The 19,563-nt window shown below is 71.4% G+C and carries 20 protein-coding genes; 10 read left to right on the top strand and 10 right to left on the bottom strand.

The features are described 5' to 3' along the window. Positions 1-111: 111 nt before the first annotated feature. From paaZ to paaE, 6 genes are read left to right on the top strand one after another with little or no spacing between them, the layout of a single operon-like run. Entirely contained in the window at positions 112-2,142 is a 2,031-nt protein-coding gene (gene paaZ, locus ACZ61C_RS45395) for a phenylacetic acid degradation bifunctional protein PaaZ (protein ID WP_465314184.1), read from the top strand. Beyond that, on the top strand, positions 2,139-3,071 hold the full coding sequence (paaA, locus tag ACZ61C_RS45390; protein ID WP_465314183.1) for a 1,2-phenylacetyl-CoA epoxidase subunit PaaA: 933 nt from the start codon (positions 2,139-2,141) through the stop codon (positions 3,069-3,071). Before paaZ ends, paaA begins: the two co-directional genes overlap by 4 nt. Further along, positions 3,068-3,352 (top strand): 1,2-phenylacetyl-CoA epoxidase subunit PaaB, encoded by a 285-nt coding sequence (paaB, locus tag ACZ61C_RS45385; RefSeq protein ID WP_465314182.1) that lies wholly within the window; start codon positions 3,068-3,070, stop codon positions 3,350-3,352. Before paaA ends, paaB begins: the two co-directional genes overlap by 4 nt. After that, a complete protein-coding gene (paaC, locus tag ACZ61C_RS45380; RefSeq protein WP_465314181.1) occupies positions 3,349-4,206 on the top strand; it encodes a 1,2-phenylacetyl-CoA epoxidase subunit PaaC in 858 nt (285 codons plus the stop codon). The genes paaB and paaC overlap by 4 nt, the downstream gene beginning before the upstream one ends. Further along, complete coding sequence (paaD, locus tag ACZ61C_RS45375) at positions 4,200-4,688, top strand: 1,2-phenylacetyl-CoA epoxidase subunit PaaD (protein ID WP_465314180.1); 489 nt, start codon at positions 4,200-4,202, stop codon at positions 4,686-4,688. Before paaC ends, paaD begins: the two co-directional genes overlap by 7 nt. A gap of 53 nt (positions 4,689-4,741) precedes the next feature. Continuing rightward, on the top strand, positions 4,742-5,809 hold the full coding sequence (gene paaE / locus ACZ61C_RS45370) for a 1,2-phenylacetyl-CoA epoxidase subunit PaaE (protein ID WP_465314179.1): 1,068 nt from the start codon (positions 4,742-4,744) through the stop codon (positions 5,807-5,809). 4 nt (positions 5,810-5,813) lie between these two features. Here the strand turns inward: paaE and ACZ61C_RS45365 are convergent, their stop codons facing one another. From ACZ61C_RS45365 to ccrA, 9 genes are all read right to left on the bottom strand, one after another. Beyond that, positions 5,814-6,500, bottom strand: a complete 687-nt coding sequence (locus tag ACZ61C_RS45365) for a maleylpyruvate isomerase family mycothiol-dependent enzyme (protein ID WP_465314178.1) — start codon at positions 6,498-6,500, stop codon at positions 5,814-5,816. Positions 6,501-6,580: 80 nt separating this feature from the next. Beyond that, positions 6,581-8,173, bottom strand: coding sequence for an MFS transporter (locus tag ACZ61C_RS45360; protein WP_465314177.1), 1,593 nt, complete (start codon positions 8,171-8,173; stop codon positions 6,581-6,583). Positions 8,174-8,209: 36 nt separating this feature from the next. Further along, the gene (locus ACZ61C_RS45355; RefSeq protein ID WP_465314176.1) at positions 8,210-8,449 is read right to left on the bottom strand and encodes a hypothetical protein; all 240 of its coding nucleotides are present in this window, start codon (positions 8,447-8,449) and stop codon (positions 8,210-8,212) included. Between the two features lie 172 nt (positions 8,450-8,621). Beyond that, positions 8,622-9,953: a lipopolysaccharide biosynthesis protein RfbH gene (rfbH, locus tag ACZ61C_RS45350; RefSeq protein ID WP_465314175.1), complete on the bottom strand. Its 1,332-nt coding sequence runs from the start codon at positions 9,951-9,953 to the stop codon at positions 8,622-8,624. A gap of 275 nt (positions 9,954-10,228) precedes the next feature. Continuing rightward, on the bottom strand, positions 10,229-10,897 hold the full coding sequence (locus tag ACZ61C_RS45345) for a ribonuclease FAU-1 family protein (RefSeq protein WP_465314174.1): 669 nt from the start codon (positions 10,895-10,897) through the stop codon (positions 10,229-10,231). Between the two features lie 119 nt (positions 10,898-11,016). Next, positions 11,017-12,162 carry an adenylate/guanylate cyclase domain-containing protein gene (locus ACZ61C_RS45340; RefSeq protein WP_465314173.1) on the bottom strand — a complete coding sequence of 382 codons (1,146 nt, stop codon included), beginning with the start codon at positions 12,160-12,162 and terminating at the stop codon, positions 11,017-11,019. Positions 12,163-12,164: 2 nt separating this feature from the next. Next, positions 12,165-12,617 (bottom strand): universal stress protein, encoded by a 453-nt coding sequence (locus ACZ61C_RS45335; RefSeq protein WP_328614153.1) that lies wholly within the window; start codon positions 12,615-12,617, stop codon positions 12,165-12,167. A 93-nt stretch (positions 12,618-12,710) separates the two neighbouring features. Further along, a complete protein-coding gene (locus tag ACZ61C_RS45330) occupies positions 12,711-13,889 on the bottom strand; it encodes a chromosome segregation protein (RefSeq protein ID WP_465314215.1) in 1,179 nt (392 codons plus the stop codon). Positions 13,890-14,127: 238 nt separating this feature from the next. Then, positions 14,128-15,468 (bottom strand): crotonyl-CoA carboxylase/reductase, encoded by a 1,341-nt coding sequence (gene ccrA / locus ACZ61C_RS45325; protein WP_465314172.1) that lies wholly within the window; start codon positions 15,466-15,468, stop codon positions 14,128-14,130. Between the two features lie 204 nt (positions 15,469-15,672). Between ccrA and ACZ61C_RS45320 the strand changes: the two genes are divergently transcribed. Continuing rightward, the gene (locus ACZ61C_RS45320) at positions 15,673-16,050 is read left to right on the top strand and encodes an SPW repeat domain-containing protein (protein WP_465314171.1); all 378 of its coding nucleotides are present in this window, start codon (positions 15,673-15,675) and stop codon (positions 16,048-16,050) included. 28 nt (positions 16,051-16,078) lie between these two features. Continuing rightward, positions 16,079-16,651, top strand: coding sequence for a TetR/AcrR family transcriptional regulator (locus ACZ61C_RS45315; protein WP_465314170.1), 573 nt, complete (start codon positions 16,079-16,081; stop codon positions 16,649-16,651). Positions 16,652-16,775: 124 nt separating this feature from the next. Here ACZ61C_RS45315 and mce read toward each other — a convergent pair whose 3' ends face one another. Next, entirely contained in the window at positions 16,776-17,228 is a 453-nt protein-coding gene (mce, locus tag ACZ61C_RS45310) for a methylmalonyl-CoA epimerase (protein WP_465314169.1), read from the bottom strand. A 137-nt stretch (positions 17,229-17,365) separates the two neighbouring features. Between mce and ACZ61C_RS45305 the strand changes: the two genes are divergently transcribed. Beyond that, positions 17,366-18,553 (top strand): acetyl-CoA C-acetyltransferase, encoded by a 1,188-nt coding sequence (locus ACZ61C_RS45305; protein WP_465314168.1) that lies wholly within the window; start codon positions 17,366-17,368, stop codon positions 18,551-18,553. Further along, a complete protein-coding gene (meaB, locus tag ACZ61C_RS45300; RefSeq protein ID WP_465314167.1) occupies positions 18,554-19,519 on the top strand; it encodes a methylmalonyl Co-A mutase-associated GTPase MeaB in 966 nt (321 codons plus the stop codon). The last annotated feature ends 44 nt before the right edge of the window (positions 19,520-19,563 follow it).

The raw sequence follows: 19,563 nt of genomic DNA, 5'->3' as shown, positions 1-19,563 counted from the left end.
GCAGTGCGCCGGGCCGGTGTCAAGCACCGGGGCCTTCCGATCTCGGCGGCCAGCGGCTACGATGGAATTACTGAACGTCCGGTAGGTTATTCGGTGGAGAGGTCGGACTCGATGGGTTTGCTGCGCAGCTACGTTTCGGGCGAGTGGCATACGGCGGCGGAAGAGGGTGTCCCGCTGCACGACGCCACCACCGGGGAAGAGGTCGCCCGGGTTTCGTCGGCGGGCGTCGACTTCGCGGGCGCGCTGGCGTACGGCCGCCGCGTGGGCGGGCCGGCCCTGCGCGAGCTGACGTTCCACCAGCGCGCGGCCCTGCTCAAGGCGCTCGCCTCGCACCTGCGTGAGCACCGCGAAGAGCTGTACGCACTCTCCGCGCGGACCGGCGCGACGCTGGGTGACTCCAAGTTCGACATCGACGGCGGCATCGGCGTCCTGTTCTCCTACGCCTCCAAGGGCAAGCGCGAGCTGCCGAACGACACCGTTTACGTCGACGGCAACGTCGAGCCGCTGAGCAAGGGCGGCACGTTCGTCGCGCAGCACATCGCGACCCCGCTGCGGGGTGTCGCGATCCAGATCAACGCGTTCAACTTCCCCGTCTGGGGGCCGCTGGAGAAGTTCGCCCCGGCGTTCCTGGCCGGCGTCCCGAGCCTGGTCAAGCCCGCGAGCCAGACGGCGTACCTGACCGCGCGCCTGGTCGAGCTGATCATCGAGTCGGGCATCCTGCCGGAGGGCTCGCTGCAGTTCGTCGCGGGCAGTGTCGGCGACCTGCTCGACCACGTCACCGCGCAGGACCTCGTGTCGTTCACCGGCTCGGCGTCGACCGCGCAGAAGCTGCGCGCGCACCCGGCGATCATCCGCAACGCCGTCCGCTTCAACGCCGAGGCCGACTCGCTGAACTGCTCGATCCTCGGTCCGGACGCGGTCAAGGGCACCACCGAGTTCGACCTGTTCGTCAAGCAGCTGACCTCGGAGATGACGGTCAAGGCGGGCCAGAAGTGCACGGCCATCCGCCGCGCGTTCGTGCCCGCGTCCCTGCTCGACGACGTCGCCGAGGCCGCTTCGGCGCGGCTCGCGAAGGTGACGGTCGGCAACCCGACCGCCGAGGGCGTCCGGATGGGCGCGCTGGCCAGCCTGGAGCAGCGCGAAGAGGTCCGGCGGTCTCTGAAGGCCCTGCTCGACGCGGGCAGCGTGGTGTTCGGCGACCCGGAGAAGGTCGACGTCGTGGACGGCGACGCCGAGCGTGGCGCCTTCATCTCGCCGGTCCTGCTGAAGGCGGACCCGGAGCGCTCGGAGCCGCACGAGGTCGAGGCGTTCGGCCCGGTCTCCACGCTGCTGCCCTACACCTCGGCCGAGCAGGTCGTCGAGCTGGCCGCGCGTGGCGGCGGCAGCCTGGCGGGCTCGATCGTCAGCGCCGACAAGGAGTTCGTGCGGGACGTCGTCCTCGGCGCGGCGCCGTACCACGGCCGCCTGCTGGTCCTGGACGCCGACGACGCCAAGGAATCGACCGGTCACGGCTCGCCGATGCCGCAGCTGGTCCACGGCGGCCCGGGTCGCGCGGGCGGCGGCGAGGAGATGGGCGGGATCCGCGGTGTGCTGCACCACATGCAGCGCACGGCTGTGCAGGGCTCGCCGGCGGTGCTCTCCACGGTCACCGGCCGCTGGGTCACCGGCGCACCCCGTACCGAGGGTGACGTCCACCCGTTCCGGAAGTCCCTGGCCGAGCTGAATATCGGCGACTCCGTCGTCGCCGGGCCGCGCACAGTCAGCCAGTCCGACGTCGACCACTTCGCCGAGTTCACCGGCGACACGTTCTACGCCCACACCGACCCCGAGGCCGCGGCGGCGAACCCGCTGTTCGGCGGGATCGTCGCGCACGGCTACCTGGTCGTCTCGTTCGCGGCCGGGCTGTTCGTCTCGCCCGAGCCCGGCCCGGTCCTGGCCAACTACGGCCTGGAGAACCTCCGGTTCCTCACGCCGGTCAAGGTCGGCGACTCGCTGACCGTGACGCTGACCGCCAAGCAGATCACCCCGCGGATCGACCAGGAGTACGGCGAGGTCCGCTGGGACGCCGACGTCACCAACGCCGACGGCGAGTCCGTGGCCAAGTACGACGTCCTGACCCTCGTGTCGAAGGAGCAGCCGTGACCGCTGTCGACTCGCTTGAAGAACAGTTCGAGGCCGTCATCGAGCGTGACCAGCGCATCGAGCCGCGCGACTGGGTGCCCGAGGGGTACCGCAAGACGATGATCCGGCAGATCGCGCAGCACGCGCACTCGGAGATCATCGGCATGCAGCCCGAGGGCAACTGGATCACGCGCGCGCCGTCGTTGCGCCGCAAGGCGATCCTGCTCGCCAAGGTGCAGGACGAGGCCGGCCACGGGCTCTACCTGTACTCGGCCGCGGCGACGCTCGGCGCGGACCGCGCGGACCTGACCGACAAGCTGATCACCGGCAAGCAGAAGTACTCGTCGATCTTCAACTACCCGACGCTGACCTTCGCCGACGTCGGCGTGATCGGCTGGCTGGTCGACGGCGCGGCGATCTGCAACCAGGTGCCGCTGTGCCGCAGCTCCTACGGGCCCTACGCACGGGCGATGATCCGCATCTGCAAGGAGGAGTCCTTCCACCAGCGGCAGGGCTACGAGCTGCTGATGACGATGATGAAGGGCACCCGGCAGCAGCGGGACATGGTCCAGGAGGCCGTCAACCGCTGGTGGTGGCCGTCGCTGATGATGTTCGGCCCGCCGGACGCCGACTCGCCGAACACCGCGCAGTCGATGGCGTGGAAAGTCAAGCGCCACACCAACGACGAGCTGCGGCAGCGCTTCGTCGACATGTCGGTGCCGCAGGCCGACGCGCTGGGCGTCACGTTCCCGGATCCCGACCTCCGCTGGAACGCCGATCGTGAGCACTACGACTTCGGCGCGGTGGACTGGGACGAGTTCAAGAACGTGTTGAAGGGCAACGGCCCGTGCAACGCCTCGCGGGTCGCCCACCGGCGCCGCGCGCACGACGACGGCGCTTGGGTCCGCGAAGCCGCGGTGGCGCACGCTGAAAAGAAGGGTTCGCGATGAAGCACGACTGGCCGCTGTACGAGGTGTTCGTCCGCGGCAAGCGCGGCCTGAACCACGTGCACGTCGGCTCGCTGCACGCGGCCGACGACGAGATGGCGCTGCACCACGCGCGTGACCTCTACACCCGCCGCAACGAAGGCGTGTCGATCTGGGTCGTGCGGGCGTCGGACATCACGGCGTCGTCGCCGGACGAGAAGGACCCGTTCTTCGCGCCGAGTGGCGACAAGGTCTACCGGCACCCGACGTTCTACGAGATCCCCGAGGAGGTGCCGCACATATGAGTTTCGACAACGTCTACGAGTCGCTGACCGAGGAGAACGACGCCCGCTGGGCGTTCGGCACCGGCTTCGAGGACCCGCTGTCCGGAGTGGACACCTCGGTGCCGTCCGGTGTGGACGGTGCGCAGCTCGCGGCGTACTGCCTGATGCTGGGCGACGACGCGCTGATCTTCTCCCACCGGTTGCAGGAATGGTGCACGAACGCACCCGAGCTGGAGGACGAGGTCGCGATCGCGAACATCGGCCTCGACCTGCTCGGCCAGGCGCGGCTGCTGCTGGCGCGCGCCGGCAAGGCCGACGGCTCCGCGCGTTCGGAAGACTCGTTCGCCTTCGACCGCGTGGAGAACGAGTTCCGCAACGTCCGGCTCGCGGAGCTGGGCGGCGGCCACTTCGGGCACCTGATCGCGCGGCTGTTCGTGTTCTCGACGTGGCGGCTGGCGCTGTTCCAGCGGCTGGTGTCCAGTGTGGACCCGGTGCTCGCCGCGATCGCGGACAAGGGTGTCAAGGAGCTGACCTACCACCGCGACTACGCGGCGCAGTGGCTGGTCCGCCTCGGCGACGGCACGCCGTTGTCGCACGAGCGCATGCAGGAGGGCCTCGACGCCGTCTGGCCGTACGTGGGGGAGCTGTTCCGCACGCACCCGGTCGAGCTGGTGGACGCGGCGACCCTGCGGCCCGAGTTCGGCGCGGTGCTGGACCAGGCCCTCGCGGCGGCGACGCTGACCCAGCCGGCGTCGGGTGAGCTGGCGGGTGTGTCCGGCCGGACCGGCCGCGACGGCGTCCACACCGAGCAGCTGGGGTTCCTGCTGGCGGAGCTGCAGAGCGTCGCCCGGGCCATGCCGGACGCGAAGTGGTGACCGCCGCCGCCGTCGCCGCGACGGTCACCGACCCGGAGCTGCCGATGCTGACGCTCGCCGACCTCGGCGTGCTGCGGTCGGTGTCCGAGGAGGACGGCCGGGTGGTCGTCGCGATCACCCCGACCTACACCGGCTGCCCGGCGATGGACACCATGCGCGACGACCTCGAGCACGCGCTCGTCACCGCGGGCTACGCCGACGTCGAGGTCCGGACCGTGCTGTCGCCGTCGTGGTCGTCGGACTGGATCTCCCCGGACGGACGCCGGAAGCTGGCCGAAGCGGGCATCGCCCCGCCGGGCGCGGCGCCGCGGCGGTCCGGGCCGATCCCGCTGACGCTGTCGGCGCCGGTGGCGGCCGTGCGCTGCCCGCTGTGCGGGTCGGCGGACACCGAAGAGCAGTCCCGGTTCGGTGCGACGGCGTGCAAGGCGCTGCGGCGCTGCCGGTCGTGTCAGGAGCCGTTCGAGCACGTCAAAGAAATATAATTGGGAGCGAAGCTCCTCCGCTGAGGGCGGCGGTGGGGGCAAGGGAGGACTAGGTGACCAGCACGATTTCCCGGCGGTTCCACCCGCTGAAGGTCGCCGGCATCGAACAGCTCTGCGACGACGCCGTCGCGGTGACGTTCGACGTCCCGGCGGAGCTGGCCGAAGACTTCGCGTTCAAGCCGGGCCAGTCGCTGACGCTGCGCCGCGAGGTCGACGGCCGGGACGAGCGCCGGTCGTACTCGATCTGCGCGGCGGCCGGGTCGGCGCCGCGGGTCGGCGTGCGGCTGGTGCCGGGCGGGCTGTTCTCGTCGTGGCTGCTGAACGACGTCCGCGCGGGTGACACCATCGAGGTCGCGCCGCCGACCGGCTCGTTCACCCCGGACCTCACCGCGGGCGGCCACCACGTGCTGATCGCGGCCGGCTCGGGCATCACGCCGGTGCTGTCGATCGTGTCGTCGCTGCTGGACACCCCGGACGCGACGGTGACGGTGCTCTACGGCAACCGCCGCACGGACACCGTGATGTTCGCCGACGAGCTGGCGGACCTCAAGGACCGCGCGCCGTCGCGGCTCGAGCTGGTGCACGTCCTTTCGCGGGAACCCCGCGAGGCCGAGCTGTTCACCGGCCGCCTGGACGTGCCCAAGCTGCGGACGTTCTTCGACACGCTCGTGCCGGTGTCCACTGTGGACCACTGGTGGCTGTGCGGCCCGTTCGAGATGGTGACCGGGGCGCAGGAGCTGCTGGGCTCGCTGGACGTCCCGGCGTCGCGGATCCACCAGGAGCTGTTCTACGTGGACACCCCGCCGGAGCCGGTCGTCCACGACGACCCGGCGGTCGCGGGGGAGTCGTCCGAGGTCCGCGTGGTGCTGGACGGCCGGTCCAGCACGATGAGCCTGCCGCGGTCGTCGTCGGTGCTGGACGGCGCGCAGCGCTTCCGCCCGGACCTGCCGTTCGCGTGCAAGGGCGGCGTCTGCGGCACCTGCCGGGCCAAGGTGACCGACGGCAAGGTCGACCTGCGCCGCAACTTCGCCCTCGAACAGGCCGAAGTGGACGCGGGTTTCGTGCTCACCTGCCAGTCCTACCCGGTCTCGGAGACGGTCACCGTCGACTTCGACGCCTGAGCCGCTACCGCCAGCCGAGCTCCGCGGCCAGGGGCTCGGCGGGCGTGGCCGGCGGGGTGAAGGCGGCCCAGGTGAACGCGGGCAGCCACGGCTCCGGGTCGGTGCTCCACTGGAGGGCCCGGATCTGGTCCGGCGTGCGGCGGCCGGTGAACGAGCGCAGGACGTCGTAGTCCGCGCCGGCCACCACCGCGGTGGGCACGTCCTCCCCGAGCTGCCACTGCCGGTCGGTGGCCCGGACTTCGAGGGCCGGCGCGCCGCGCTTGCCCAAGGTGTCACCCAGCATGCCGACGACGAGGTCGAGCGTGCCCGGCAGCGCGGGGTGCCCGGGCTCGGGCGCGGTGCCGAAGACGCGGTGCAGATCGAGCTCGTGGCTCAGCGTGTCCATGACCAGCAGCCGGCTGCCGCGCTCGGCGACGAGCGGTTCGAGCTCCGCGGCGATGACCGTCCACGAGTCGAGCACGACGTCGACCGGGCCGTTCTCGGCGGCGGCTTCGGCTTCGGCGTCAGGGGTGCCACCGAACCGGCGCGTGACACCCGCGGCGATGGTCACCAGGTGGGCCAGCAGGTCGCGCACCGTCCACTCCGGACAGCCGGGCACGACGCGGCCGCCGGCGTCCCCGGCCGAGGTCACCATCGCGGCGATCGTCTTGCGCAGGTGGCGGTAGAGCGCGTCGTCGGGCAGCTCGCTCATCGAAGTCCTCCAGGGGTGCGGCCGGGAAAACGCCCGTGACCCCACAACAGTGGCGTCACGGGCGTTTCCGGCATCGGTGTTCAGTTGTGCTCGACCGGCAGTTCGGTCTCGTCCTCGGGAGCCGCAGCCTGCTCCTCGGACCCGATCGGCTTGACGTGGCGCACCGTCAAGAAGACGACGGCGGACAGCAGGACCAGCACGACCCCGGCCCCGATGGCGACCGCGGTGAGGGCGTTGCCGAACGTCCCCTGCGCCGCCTTCAGCAGCTGGTCGCCGACGGCGCCCGGCAGCTTGCCGGCGGCGGCCACCGCACCGGGCAGGTCTTCCTTCGCCACGGCGGCCGAGTCGGCCGGAACGCCGTCCGGCACGGTGACCCACGCCGTGTACAGGATCGTGGCGATGCTGCCGAGCGAGGCGATGCCCAGCGCGTTGCCGAGCTCACCGGCGGTCGTCGAGATGGCGCCCGCCGAACCCTGGCGCTCCGGCGGCGCCGCCGCCATCGTCAGCTGGTTGCACAGCGCCGGGACCGCGCCGACCCCGAAGTAGACCACGCAGATGCCGAAGACCAGCAGGAACAGCCCGCCGCCGGACGGTGCCAGCGCGATGAGGAGCATGCCCACGGCGCTGATCACCAGGCCGCCGGTGAGCACCACGCTGGGGCGCACCTTGGAGGCCAGCGGCATCGACAGCTGCACCCCGACGATCGCGAGGATCGACGGCAGGATCAGCCACAACGCGGCTTCGAGCGGGGAAAGGCCCAGCACCAGCTGGAAGAACTGGGCGGTCAGCAGCCCGGTGCCCGCCATCACGATGCCCGTCACGAGGAACAGCGTCAGCGCGCCGCCCACCTGGGGGATCTTGAACAGCGCGACGTCGAGCAGCGGGTCGCGCAGCCGCTTCTGCCGCCGCACGAACAACACGCCGAGCACCACGCCGGCCACGGCGATCACGGCCGGCACGATGTCCCACCCGTTGCGGGCGATCTCCTTCAGCCCGAAGATGATCGCGAGGATCGAGACCAGCGAAAGCGCGACACTGGCGAGGTCCAGGTTGGCGGCGTTCTCGTCCTTCGACTCCGGCAGCAGCGCCGGGCCGGCGAACACCAGCAGCGCCATGAGCGGCACCGAAAGCAGGAACACCGAGCCCCACCAGAACGAGTTCAGCAGCAGGCCGCCGACCGACGGGCCGAGCGCCATGCCGCCGGCCCCGGCGGTCGTCCAGATCGCCATCGCCTTGGCCATCTGCTTGGGATCCGGGAACAGCGTGGAGATCAGGGCCAGGATGCACGGCATGAACGTGGCGCCCGCGATCCCGAGACCGGCCCGCGCGGCGATCAGCATCGCCGGGCTGGTCGAGAAGGCCGCCACGATCGACAGCAGGCCGAACGCGGTCGCGCCGATCAGCAGCAGCTTGCGCCGGCCGATCCGGTCGCCGAGGCGGCCCATCGTCACCAGGGAGCCCGCGATCAGGAAGCTGTAGATGTCCACCATCCACAGGCTCTGCAGGGCGCTGGCGCCGAGGTCCACGGTGATGTGCGGCATCGCCAGGAACATCACCGTGAGATCCAGGAACACCAGCATCGTCGGCAGGCTCAGCACCGCGAGGGCCAGCCACTGGCGCGCCCCCGCCCGCCCGGGTGCGGGGGCTGGTTTGCCCGTGAGCTCCGTCGTCATGATCTCCATCTCCATCCAGGGGGGATAACGCGAGTTTTATCGGCGCTGGTGTCCGCAGGTCCGCTCGCCGGGCCGGGGTTCGGCCGGGCCGGGCGTCGGGAGCATTTCCCGGCGCAGGTGCGGAACCCACCGGACGAGACCGGGCCGCCAGGTGCGGATGAGCCCGGCTTCCGCCGGGTGCGGGGCGGCGCCCGTCTCGTGTCCAGCCGTCTGCAACGCCCGGGCCCGCGAAGACGAGCGGGCCGACTCGGGCGGGATGAAGAGCGTTGCACGCATGCGGAACTCCTCAGGCACTTGTCGGTCAGGCTCACGCCAGTCGTTCCCGAAGGTGTTCTTCTCCGCGTTTCCGGACATTCCAAGTCCCGAAGGTACCGAGCCGCGGGCCCGCCCCGGAAGTGCAAAATCCACGTCTTCGGGCGTGATTATCGCGGGCCGCGCGGCACCGGTTTCAGACGGTTCCGGGGGACGCTCCCGCCCGGCCGCCGGTTTCGGCGAACTCGCGGACCGAAGCGGCGATGTAATCGATCATCTCCTCGGTCAGCCCCGGATAAACGCCCACCCAGAACGACCGCTCGGTGATGACGTCGCTGTTGGTCAGGTCGCCCACGACGCGGTAGTTCACGTCCTGGTAGGCCGGGTGCCGGGTCAGGTTCCCGGCGAACAGGTGCCGGGTGCCGATCTTGCGGTCTTCCAGGAACCGGATGAGCTCCCGCCGGCTGAACGGCGCGTCCTCGGTCAGCGTCAGCACGAATCCGAACCACGACGGCGTGCTACCCGGCGTCGGTTCCGGCAGCAGCAGGTACGGCGTTCCCTCCAGCCCCGCCCGCAACCGCGCCCAGTTCGCCCGGCGCGCGGCGGTGAACCAATCCAGCTTCTCCAGCTGCGACAATCCCAGCGCGGCCTGGATATCGGTCGACTTCAAATTGAACCCGACGTGCGAATACACGTATTTGTGGTCATATCCGGCGGGCAGCCGGCCTTTCTGCTGGTCGAACCGCTGGCAGCAGGTGTTGCTCGCGCCCGGCGCGCACCAGCAGTCCCGGCCCCAGTCCCGCAGCGACTCCACGATCTTCGCCAGCATCACCCGCGACGTCAGCACGCAGCCGCCCTCGCCCATGGTGATGTGGTGGGCCGGGTAGAAGCTGGTGGTGGCGACGTCGCCGAAGGTCCCGGTCATCCGGTCCCCGTAGAGGGAGCCGACGGCGTCGCAGTTGTCTTCCAGGAAGAACAGCCCGTGCTCCTTGGCCAGCTCCGCCATCTCCTTGACGGCGAACGGGTTGCCCAAGGTGTGCGCGAGCGCGATGGCGCGGGTCTTCGGGCCGATCGCGGCCGCGACCCGCTCGACGGAGGTGTTGTAGGTGCCCAGGTCGACGTCGACGAAGACCGGGACCATCCCGTTCTGCACCACCGGGTTCACCGTTGTCGGGAAGCCCGCGGCGACGGTGACGACCTCGTCGCCGGGCCGCAGCCGGCGCTTGCCCAGCAAGGGCGAGGTCAGCGCGGTCATGCCGAGCAGGTTCGCCGACGACCCGGAGTTGGTCAGCAGCGCCTTGCGCGTCCCGATCCGGCGGGCGAAGGTGGCCTCGAACTCGAACGACGAGACCCCGTGCGCGATCCGCATGTCCAGCGCCGCCTCGACCAGAGCCGTGCGGTCCGCCGCGTCCAGCACGGCCCCCGCGGGCCAGATCTCGGTGTGGCCGGGCACGAACGGCTGCGCCCGGCTCACATCCGTGTGGTACTTCGCCACGTCGTCGAGCAGCTTGTCCTTGCGGTCGCTCATCTACGTCCTCCCACCTGGCCGGCCTGCTTTCGGCCGGGTTGGCAACCCGCCTTCGCGCTCCCGTGACCGAGTGCGGGGTGGACTGCGGCGGCGACATGCATGGCAAGGAACCCCCTCGGCCTGGGAGTGGCACGAAGCTGGGCTGACGTGCCTTGCCGGACGCTCGGTGCAGCACCCCTCCGGCGGGAAGCGGTTCGTTGGCGCGGTCTTGCCTTGCCACAGTGCCGCGCGGGCCCGCCGGCGGGCGTCTTCCCGTTTGCGGCCGGGCGTCCGGTTCACGCCGCCTCGCGCAGCTCCCACGCCGCCGGCCGCTCGCACCACGCGTCGCCTTCCAGCCGCGGCGGGGGCGGTCCGTCCACCCGGATGTCGCACCACGTGCCGTCGAACGGGAACTGCCCGGCGGCGGCCGCGCGCCGCATGCGCCGCCCCTCCGCGAGCACCGTGCGGCCGAACTCGGCCGACCAGTAGCCCGGCTGGCCGGTCGCCCAGGCGAACTCGTCCTCGTCCTTCCACTCGCTCGTGCGGTCGGGCGCGACGACGACGTCGAGGCTGTGGTCGATCGTGTCGAGGCCGGCGGTGGTCCCGTCGTTCCAGTGCGTCGCCGGCTGCTCGAGGTTGACGTACCAGCCGTCGAACCGGCCGCGGTCGAAGAACCACCACACCGAGTGCGGCCGGCCCGGCCGCACCAGCATCAGGACGTCGCGCTCACGCCACTCGCTCACGGCGAGCCGTGCCCGCCCGACGACTTCGATCGGCTCTTCCCGCATGGCCGTGCCGTCGGCGTGGTACCGGGTCGCGAAGCCCGCGCCGACCGGCACCCAGAGCAGGAGGCCTTCGGCCGACCGCTGCACCACTCTGGCGGCCTGGGCCATGTTGAGGTGGGGTCCGCGGAAGTACCGGCGGACGACGACGGAGCCCGCGGTCAACCGGTGCGGGTTGCTCATGAGATCCACTCCCGGGGGTCGTGCGGTTTGCCCACCGCGGGCAGGGACCGCTCCACCACGGTCGCGTGCGAAGCTCCCGGAGGTCGTCTCGTTTCGTGCGCTCGGTGATCGACGGCGGGTCAGCGGATGCGGCGGCGACGCCGGCGCGGCCGGGCCGTCACGGCGTCTTCGTCCGCGATCACGCCGTCGTCCCCGACCGGCGCCGCGGACGCGGGTTCGGAGAGGCCCAGCATCTCGGCCACCAGCTGCTGGGACGAGGCGAAGGCGCCCGTCGGCGCTTCGGCGGCGCGGCGCAGGGCCGCCGGGCGAAGGCGGTTGTACCCGCGGACCGTGACCGGACGGCGGACGCGCAGTTCGTAGGCCTTTTCGTCGGCCAGCTCCGCCGCGAGCTCCCGGTCGACCAGGATGGTGCCCGGGCGGGCCACCGACGTCAGGCGGGCGGCCAGGTTGACCACTGAGCCGTAGACGTCGCCGAAGCGGTTGAGGATGCGGCCCGAGGCCATGCCGGCGCGGACCGACGGCAGGCTTTCGTCCGCCGTCGTGCGCTCGGTCAGGGCCAGCGCGATCTCGGCCGCGTCGGTCGCCGAGTCCGCGACGAACAGGACCTCGTCCCCGATCATCTTCACGACCCGGCCGCGGTGCTCGGCGATGACCTCGGCCGCCAGCAGCTCGAAGGCGTCGAGCACGCGGCTCAGCTCGTCCTCGTCGATCTGGCGCGTCAGGCGGGTGTAGCCGACCATGTCGACGAACCCGACGACCTCGGTGCGCGTCTCGAGGTTCTCGTCCGGCGCGGCGAACGCGCGTCCGGCGTAGGCGGCCAGGTGCCGTCGCCAGACGAAGTTCTGCACCCGCTCGAGCTCCGGCAGCAGCCGGTCGACGAGCCGCGCCACCTGGCGCTCACCGCGGCCGAGCTCCGGCTGCTCGCGGATCAGCGCCCACAGCATCTCGACCTGCCACTCGGCCAGCCGCGACAGGTGCTGGCCGAGCGCGCGGGTCACCGACACCTCGATGCTCGGGTCGATCAGCCCGGACTGGACCAGCTGGTCGGCCGTCCGCATCGCCTCGACGTCGGCGTCGGTGAAGACCACCTCGTCGTCGGCGACCGTCGCGAACCCGAGCGCACGCCAGAGCCGGCGCGACCGTTCTTCGGGCACGCCGGCGCGTTCGGCCACTTCGAGCCGGGTGTACTTCCGGCGGCCGCCCAGCAGGATGCGCTCGAGCCGCTGCTGAAGTTCCCCGCTCGAACCGGGCCCGGGATCGGACACCGTCAGGTCGTGTGGACGATCAGCACGTCCACGCCGGACTTCCGGGCGACCTCCGAGGGCACCGAGCCGAGGATCCGGCCCGCGATCGTGTTCAGCCCGCGGTTGCCGACGACCAGCAGGTCCGCCTCGCGCTCGTGCACCACCTTGCGCAGCGAGTCGACGGGGTCGCCCTTCACCGCGACGGTGTCGATCTTCTCCGCGCCCGCGCGCACCGCCCGGTCGCGCGCGGACTGCAGCGTGTCCTCGGCCGGCGCCGAGCCGACGACCTGGTAGGCCTCGTCACCCAGGACGTCCTGGGCCTTGTCGACATCGGTCTTGCTGGCCGGGTAGAAGGCGCACGTGATGACGAGCGTCGCCCCCGCGTCGCCGGCCACCGCCGCCGCGCGGTCCACCGCCGCGAACGAGGACTCCGAGCCGTCCGTGCCCACCACCACGGTCCGATATGCCGCACCCATGCGCAAAACCTCCAGGTGATCCCGCGTGAGCAGGGACGATAGCCGGTCGGCATCGACCGTGCCGGCTCGTCCGCGCCCGTGTCGGGTGGAAGGTTACTCGCCAGTCGCTTTCTGCGCTCCGCTCGGCCGCGGAGTGGGCTTCGGCGCCGGCTTGGGGGCCGGTTTGGGTGCCGGGTGCGGCTTGGGGACGTCGGACGCCTTGATCCGGATCGTCTCCTCGACGTCGCCCACCGGCTTGGTCTTACCGGGGTCGGCGGCCTTCAGGTCCTCGGCCTTGAGGTCGGCCGTGACGTCCGCGGGCACCTTGACGTCGTCGCCCAGGACGGTGTGCGCCTCGGCCAGCACGGCCCGCGCCGCGCGGACCTGCTCGGCCAGCCCGCCGCGGACCTTGCGCAGCGAGTCGACGCGCTCGTTGGCCTGGGTGATCCGCCGGTTCGACTCCTCGGTCGCCGTCGTCACGCGGCGGCGCGCCTCGTCGGCGGCCTCCGCGAGCCGGGCGTTCGCCTCGGTGATCGAGTCCTGGCGACGCTTGTTCGCGTCGGCCACCGACTCGCGCTGACGGCGTTCGATGTCGGCCTTCGCGGTCGTCTCCTCTTCGAGGATCTTCGCGCGGATGTCGGCGGCGTCCTGCGTCGCCTCCTGGACGCGGCGCGCGGCCTCGGCCTTGCTCGCCGCCTCCTGCTCGGCCAGCACCCGCATCGCCTCGGTGCGGCGCGAGGCCATCGCGATCTCGAAGTCTTCTTCGACCTTCGTCCGGCGGTCCGACGACTCGGTGTCGAGCTTCGTCCGCTCGGCCTCGGCCTTGTCGGTGATCTCCTTGGCCTGCGCGCGGGCGTCCTCGAGCACCTTGCGGTGCTCCGCCTCCATCTCCTTGCGGCGCAGGTCGAGCTCGGTGAGCAGCTGCTCGTAGCGGGCCCGCATGGCGCTCGCGTCCGTCTCGGCCTTGGCCCGGATGTGCCCGGCCTCGGCTTCGGCGCGGGCGCGCGTGTCGGCGGATTCGTCCTGTGCGAGCCGCAGCATCCGCTGCAGCCGCTCGGACAGGCCTTCGACGCTCGTCGGCGGCTGGGCCAGCCGGTCGACCTGCCCGCGCAGGTCCGCGATCTCCCCGCGCGCGATCTCCAGCTGCCGGGCGAGGTCCCCGGACTGCGCGATGGCGGCGTCCCGATCCGCGGTGAGCATCTTCAGGTCGGCGTCCAGCCGTTCGAGGTGCTCGTCGACCTGTGCTCGGCTGTATCCCCGCTTCGCCACGTCGAAGCCGGCTCCCAGCGGCACAAGCTCCCGTTCATCGCCAAGGCTCATGGGCCTACCGTAGTCGCAGCCGGGTCACGGAAGGGTGAGCACCCGTACGGTGCGCCGAACGCGCCGTGTGATGCGGCGAAGGGATCTGGCCGGATCCGGCGCCATCACGGTGGATTCCGACGCCGGGAGCGCGAGCCCGCCCCCGGCGTCGTCTTGATCACGTCCTTCCGCCCGTCCGGTGTTCGGACGTGTGTCCCGGCGCGGCGCCCGCTCAGGCGCCGCGGAAGGCGTTGATCGCCTCGATGTGCTTCGCGCGCTTCTCCGCGTCCCGGACGCCGAGTCCCTCTTCGGGCGCGAGCGCGAGCACGCCGACCTTGCCCTGGTGGGCGTTGCGGTGCACGTCGAGGGCGGCCTGCCCGGTCTCTTCGAGCGAGTACGTCTTCGACAGCGTCGGGTGGATCAGGCCCTTCGCGATCAGCCGGTTCGCCTCCCACGACTCGCGGTAGTTCGCGAAGTGGGAGCCGATGATCCGCTTCAGGTTCATCCACAGGTAGCGGTTGTCGTACTGGTGCACGTACCCGGAGGTCGACGCGCAGGTGACGATCGTCCCGCCCTTCCGCGCGGCGTAGACCGAGGCGCCGAAGGTCTCCCGGCCCGGGTGCTCGAACACGATGTCCGGGTCGTCGCCGCCGGTCAGCTCCCGGATCTTCGCGCCGAAGCGCTGCCACTCCTTCGGGTCCTGTTCGGTGTCGCTCTTCCAGAACTGGTACGCCTCGGCGCTGCGGTCGATGATCAGCTCGGCGCCGAGCTTCCGGCAGATCGCGGCCTTCTCCGGGCTGGAGACGACGCACACCGGGATCGCGCCGCCGTTCAGCGCGTACTGCGTCGCGTAGGAGCCGAGGCCGCCCGAGGCGCCCCAGATCAGCACGACGTCACCCTGCTTCATGTCCGCGCCGTTGCGCGAGACGAGCTGCCGGTAGGCGGTGGAGTTGACCAGCCCGGGGGAGGCGGCCTCCTCCCAGGTCAGGTGGTCCGGCTTCGGCATCAGCTGGTTGGCCTTGACCAGCGCGATCTCGGCGAGGCCGCCGAAGTTCGTCTCGAAGCCCCAGATCCGCTGCTCGGTGTCGAGCATCGTGTCGTTGTGCCCGTCCGGGCTCTCCAGCTCGACGTTCAGGCAGTGCGCGACCACCTCGTCGCCGGGCTTCCAGTTGTGCACGCCGACGCCGGTCCGCAGCACGACGCCGGACAGGTCCGAGCCGACGACGTGGTAGGGCAGGTCGTGCCGCTTGGCCAGCGGCGAGAGCTTCCCGTACTTCTTGAGGAACTTGAACGTGGGGATCGGCTCGAAGATCGACGTCCACACGGTGTTGTAGTTGATCGCGCTCGCCATCACGGCGACCAGCGCCTCACCCGGCCCCAGCTCGGGGACCGGCACCTCGTCCACGTGCAGTGACTTGCGCGGGTCCTTGTCCCGGCTGTCGAGGCCCTCGAACATGTCGACCTCGTCCGCCCGCACGGTCACCCCGCGGTAGCTCTCGGGCACGGGCAGGGAGCCGACCGTGGCGGACTCGCCGGTCAGGATGGCCTGCTGGATCTCGCCGAGCTGCGTCATCGGTTCCTCCGCGGAGATGGGGGTCAACGGCGTTGGCGGCAGAAATTACTCGCCGGTAACTCGCGGACACAACTGTACGAGACGGACGGCACGATTACACGCCCAACTGTGACCGACCAGTCTTGACCGGCTGGCCAGTCAAGCGGATCATCGGCGGTGGGAAAGCATCCCCACCAGCAGTTTCACCGACGGAGGTGAGCACGAATGAGTGAAGTCTCTACGCGCGCCTGGACCCGGCCGCACGACTGGGCCGAGGTCGTCATCGGCCTGGTCGCCGCTCTTTCACCCCTTTGGCTGAGCACGGACTCGACCGCGATGTGGACGATGGTCGTCCTGGGCGCGTTGGTCGCAGTCGACGGCCTGGTCTCGCTGGCCGTGCCGGGCATGGTCTACGGGGAAGGCATCCAGATCGCGCTCGGCGTGCTGCTCTTCATCGCCCCGTGGGTGATGGGGTACACCGAGTTCAACGGCGCGTCCTGGACGTCCTGGACGTCCTGGATCGCCGGGGTCCTGACGGTCGTCGCGGGCGCGGCGGCGATGCCGGTCGCGACGGCCGCGCACCGCACGGCAGGGCAGCACTGACGGACCGAAGGACCCAGGAGGCACCGGAATGACCGAGGATTCGGCGAAGGAGCGCATTCTTTGCGCCGCCGAGGCGCTCTTCGCCGAGTCCGGCTTCGACGCGACCCCGACCTCCCGCATCGCGGAGCGGGCCGGAGTGCCGAAGGGGCTGGTGCACTACTACTTCCGGCACAAGCCGGACCTGCTCACCGCGCTCGTCGAGCGGCTGCCCGACGAGCGCATCGAGCCGGCCGTGGTCGTCGTCCCCGGCGACCTCGCGGGCAGCCTCCGGCGGCTGGTCCGCGAGCTCGACCACCGCTTCAGCCGGTCACTCGGCCTCTCGCACCTGCTGTGGCGCGAGGCCGACACCCACCACGTCGTCCGCGACGCCCTCCACGAGCGCTTCCAGGTGCTCGTCCGCCAGGTCCGCTCGGTGATCGTCGCGGCGACCGCCGGCGGCCTCCCGATCGCCGACGTCGACCGCGCGTCCGGCCTCCTGGCCCGCGCGGTCAGCCACCGCCACGCGACGGCCCGCCACTCCGACGACGACCTCCCCGCCGAGTTCGACGGCGAACTGACCTTCATCGCCGACGCCCTCGCCGCCAAGGCGGCGCCCGCGTAGGCGGGGTTCCGGGCCCGGCAGGCTAGGGGTTGCGTGGGGTGCCGAGTCGCACCGCCGGCTCCGGAACCGGGGTTGTGCGGGGTTTGTGACGGAGATGCGGCCCCTTCACGCCGCAGTTGTCAGGTCAGTGCGCGCCGTCCTTCGCCGGCTCCACGAGTTCGACCAGCACACCGCCGGCGTCCTTCGGGTGGACGAAGTTCACCCGGCTGTTCGACGTTCCGCGCTTGGCCGCGTCGTACAGCATCCGCAGGCCCTGCTCGCGCAGCGCCGCCGCGGCGGCGTCCACATCGGACACGCGGTACGCCAGCTGCTGCAGCCCCGGGCCGCTCTTGGCCAGGAACTTGCCGATCGCCGAGTCGTCGCGAAGCGGCGCCAGCAGCTGGATCTGCGTCTCCGTGCCCGCCGTGCCGGGCGCGCGCAGCATCGCCTCCCGCACGCCCTGCTCCTCGTTCACCTCCTCGTGCGCCACTTCCAGGCCGAAGTGCGCGCGGTGGAACTCGATGGCCGCGTCCAGGTCCGGGACCGCGATGCCGACGTGGTCGATGGCCGTCACGAACGGCCGCAGGGCGTCATTCATGGAGGCAGGATAGGGGCCCGCGCCGTGGCGTCGAGCCGGAATCGTCGCGTGCCCCGCCTCACACTGGCTCCATCAAGAAGCCCGCCCTCCGGGTATGGTCGGAAAAACTGCCCATGCGCCGAAGCTTGGAGGACGCCGTGTCCGGTTCCGTGATCGTGGGCGCCGCCCGTACGCCGATCGGGCGGCTGCTCGGTTCCCTCAAGGACTTCACGGGAGCACAGCTCGGCGGGGTCGCGATCAAGGCGGCCCTCGAACGCGCCGGGGTCGCCCCGGACGCGGTGCAGTACACGATCATGGGCCAGGTGCTCACCGCCGGCGCCGGCCAGATCCCGGCCCGCCAGGCCGCGGTCGCCGCGGGCATCCCGATGAGCGTGCCCGCGCTGACGATCAACAAGGTCTGCCTCTCCGGCCTCGACGCCATCGCGCTCGCCGACCAGCTGATCCGCGCCGGCGAGTTCGACATCGTCGTGGCCGGCGGCCAGGAGTCGATGACCCAGGCCCCGCACCTGCTGCCGAAGTCCCGCTCCGGCTTCAAGTACGGCGACACCACACTTGTCGACCACATGGCCTACGACGGTCTCTTCTGTGCCTTCGACCAGGTCGCCATGGGCGCCTCGACGGAAAAGTACAACTCCCGCTACGGCGTCACCCGCGAGCAGCAGGACGCCTTCTCCGCCCGCTCGCACCAGCGTGCCGCCGAGGCCATCAAGAACGGCTACTTCGCCGACGAGATCGCCCCGGTCGCCATCCCGCAGCGCAAGGGCGACCCGGTCGTCTTCGACACCGACGAGGGTGTCCGCGCGGACACGACCGCCGAGGGCCTCGCCAAGCTGCGCCCCGCCTTCGCCTCCGACGGCACGATCACCGCGGGCTCGGCCTCGCAGATCTCCGACGGCGCCGCCGCGGTCGTCGTCGTCAGCAAGGCCAAGGCCGAGGAGCTCGGCCTCACCGCGCTCGCCGAGATCGGCGCGCACGGCGTGGTCGCCGGGCCGGACGCCAGCCTGCACGAGCAGCCGTCGAACGCCATCCTCGCCGCGCTGGCGAAGGCGGAGCTCGGCGCCGACGCGCTCGACCTCGTCGAGATCAACGAAGCCTTCGCCGCGGTCGGGCTCGTCTCGACCGAGAAGCTCGGCCTCGACCCGGAGAAGGTCAACGTCAACGGCGGCGCCATCGCCCTGGGCCACCCCATCGGCGCCTCCGGCGCGCGGCTGGCCGTCCACCTGATCCACGAGCTGCGCCGCCGCGGCGGCGGGCTCGGCGCGGCCGCGCTGTGCGGTGGCGGCGGTCAGGGCGACGCCCTCCTGCTGCGGGTGCCGTCGGCGTAAGTGACCGCACCCCTCGACCTCGACGACCTGGTCGGCCGCGCGCGGGACGGGCAGCCCCGTGCCGTCGCGCGGCTGCTCTCGCTCGTCGAGGACGCCCACCCGCGCGTCGCGGAGATCGCGCGAGCGCTGACCCCGCACACCGGGCGGGCCCGGGTCGTCGGGCTCACCGGGCCACCCGGCGTCGGCAAGTCGACTTCGACGTCGGCGCTGCTCACGGCGTTGCGCGCCGAAGGCAAGCGGGTCGGGGTGCTGGCGATCGACCCGTCTTCGCCGTTTTCGGGCGGGGCCCTGCTCGGTGACCGGATCCGGATGACCGAGCACGCCACCGACCCCGGCGTGTTCATCCGCTCGATGGCCACGCGCGGGCACCTCGGCGGGCTCTCGTGGGCGACCCCGCAGGCCGTGCGCGTGCTCGACGCCGCCGGGTTCGACGTGGTGCTGATCGAGACCGTCGGCGTCGGTCAGTCCGAAGTGGACGTCGTGAAACTGGCCGACACCACGGTGGTGCTGCTCGCGCCGGGCATGGGCGACGGGATCCAGGCGGCGAAGGCGGGCGTGCTGGAGATCGCCGACGTATTCGTTGTGAACAAGGCCGACCGCGAGGGCGCGGACGCGACGGTGCACGACCTCAAGCAGATGATCTCCCTGGCCCGCAGGGAAGTCCGCGGGCCGAGCTGGCGCCAGCCGATCGTCCGGACCGTCGCGGCGAAGGGTGAGGGCGTCGACGAAGTGGTCAGCGCGCTGGCTTCCCACCACGAGTGGCTGGTCGCGCACGACGAGCTGGCCCGGCGCCGGGCCGCCCGGGCGCGCGACGAGGTCGAGGCCATCGCGGTCCGGCGGCTGCGTGCCGAGCTGGCGGACCTGCGCGGCGGGGGACGGCTGGCCGAGGTCGCCGAACGCGTGGTGGCGCGGGAGATCGATCCGTTCGCGGCGGCGGCCGAGCTGATCGCGGACCTTCGCGGGTAGCAAAGCCGACGCGAGTCGTGCGAGCAGAAACCGTGCCACGGCAA

It is taken from the genome of Amycolatopsis sp. NPDC104587 (genome assembly GCF_055583645.1).
The sequence above is the reverse complement of the archived record's forward strand: the minus strand, read 5'-3'. Positions and strand labels throughout refer to the sequence as shown.

Excerpts from the sequence above, each read along its gene's own strand:
- ACZ61C_RS45315 (WP_465314170.1), top strand. The coding sequence starts at position 16,079 with ATGACCGAGGATTCGGCGAAGGAGCGCATTCTTTGCGCCGCCGAGGCG.
- ccrA (WP_465314172.1), bottom strand. The coding sequence starts at position 15,468 with ATGACGCAGCTCGGCGAGATCCAGCAGGCCATCCTGACCGGCGAGTCC.
- ACZ61C_RS45360 (WP_465314177.1), bottom strand. The coding sequence starts at position 8,173 with ATGACGACGGAGCTCACGGGCAAACCAGCCCCCGCACCCGGGCGGGCG.
- paaZ (WP_465314184.1), top strand. The coding sequence starts at position 112 with ATGGGTTTGCTGCGCAGCTACGTTTCGGGCGAGTGGCATACGGCGGCG.
- mce (WP_465314169.1), bottom strand. The coding sequence starts at position 17,228 with ATGAATGACGCCCTGCGGCCGTTCGTGACGGCCATCGACCACGTCGGC.
- ACZ61C_RS45365 (WP_465314178.1), bottom strand. The coding sequence starts at position 6,500 with ATGAGCGAGCTGCCCGACGACGCGCTCTACCGCCACCTGCGCAAGACG.
- paaC (WP_465314181.1), top strand. The coding sequence starts at position 3,349 with ATGAGTTTCGACAACGTCTACGAGTCGCTGACCGAGGAGAACGACGCC.
- paaB (WP_465314182.1), top strand. The coding sequence starts at position 3,068 with ATGAAGCACGACTGGCCGCTGTACGAGGTGTTCGTCCGCGGCAAGCGC.
- ACZ61C_RS45335 (WP_328614153.1), bottom strand. The coding sequence starts at position 12,617 with ATGGGTGCGGCATATCGGACCGTGGTGGTGGGCACGGACGGCTCGGAG.
- ACZ61C_RS45320 (WP_465314171.1), top strand. The coding sequence starts at position 15,673 with ATGAGTGAAGTCTCTACGCGCGCCTGGACCCGGCCGCACGACTGGGCC.
- rfbH (WP_465314175.1), bottom strand. The coding sequence starts at position 9,953 with ATGAGCGACCGCAAGGACAAGCTGCTCGACGACGTGGCGAAGTACCAC.
- ACZ61C_RS45345 (WP_465314174.1), bottom strand. The coding sequence starts at position 10,897 with ATGAGCAACCCGCACCGGTTGACCGCGGGCTCCGTCGTCGTCCGCCGG.
- ACZ61C_RS45355 (WP_465314176.1), bottom strand. The coding sequence starts at position 8,449 with ATGCGTGCAACGCTCTTCATCCCGCCCGAGTCGGCCCGCTCGTCTTCG.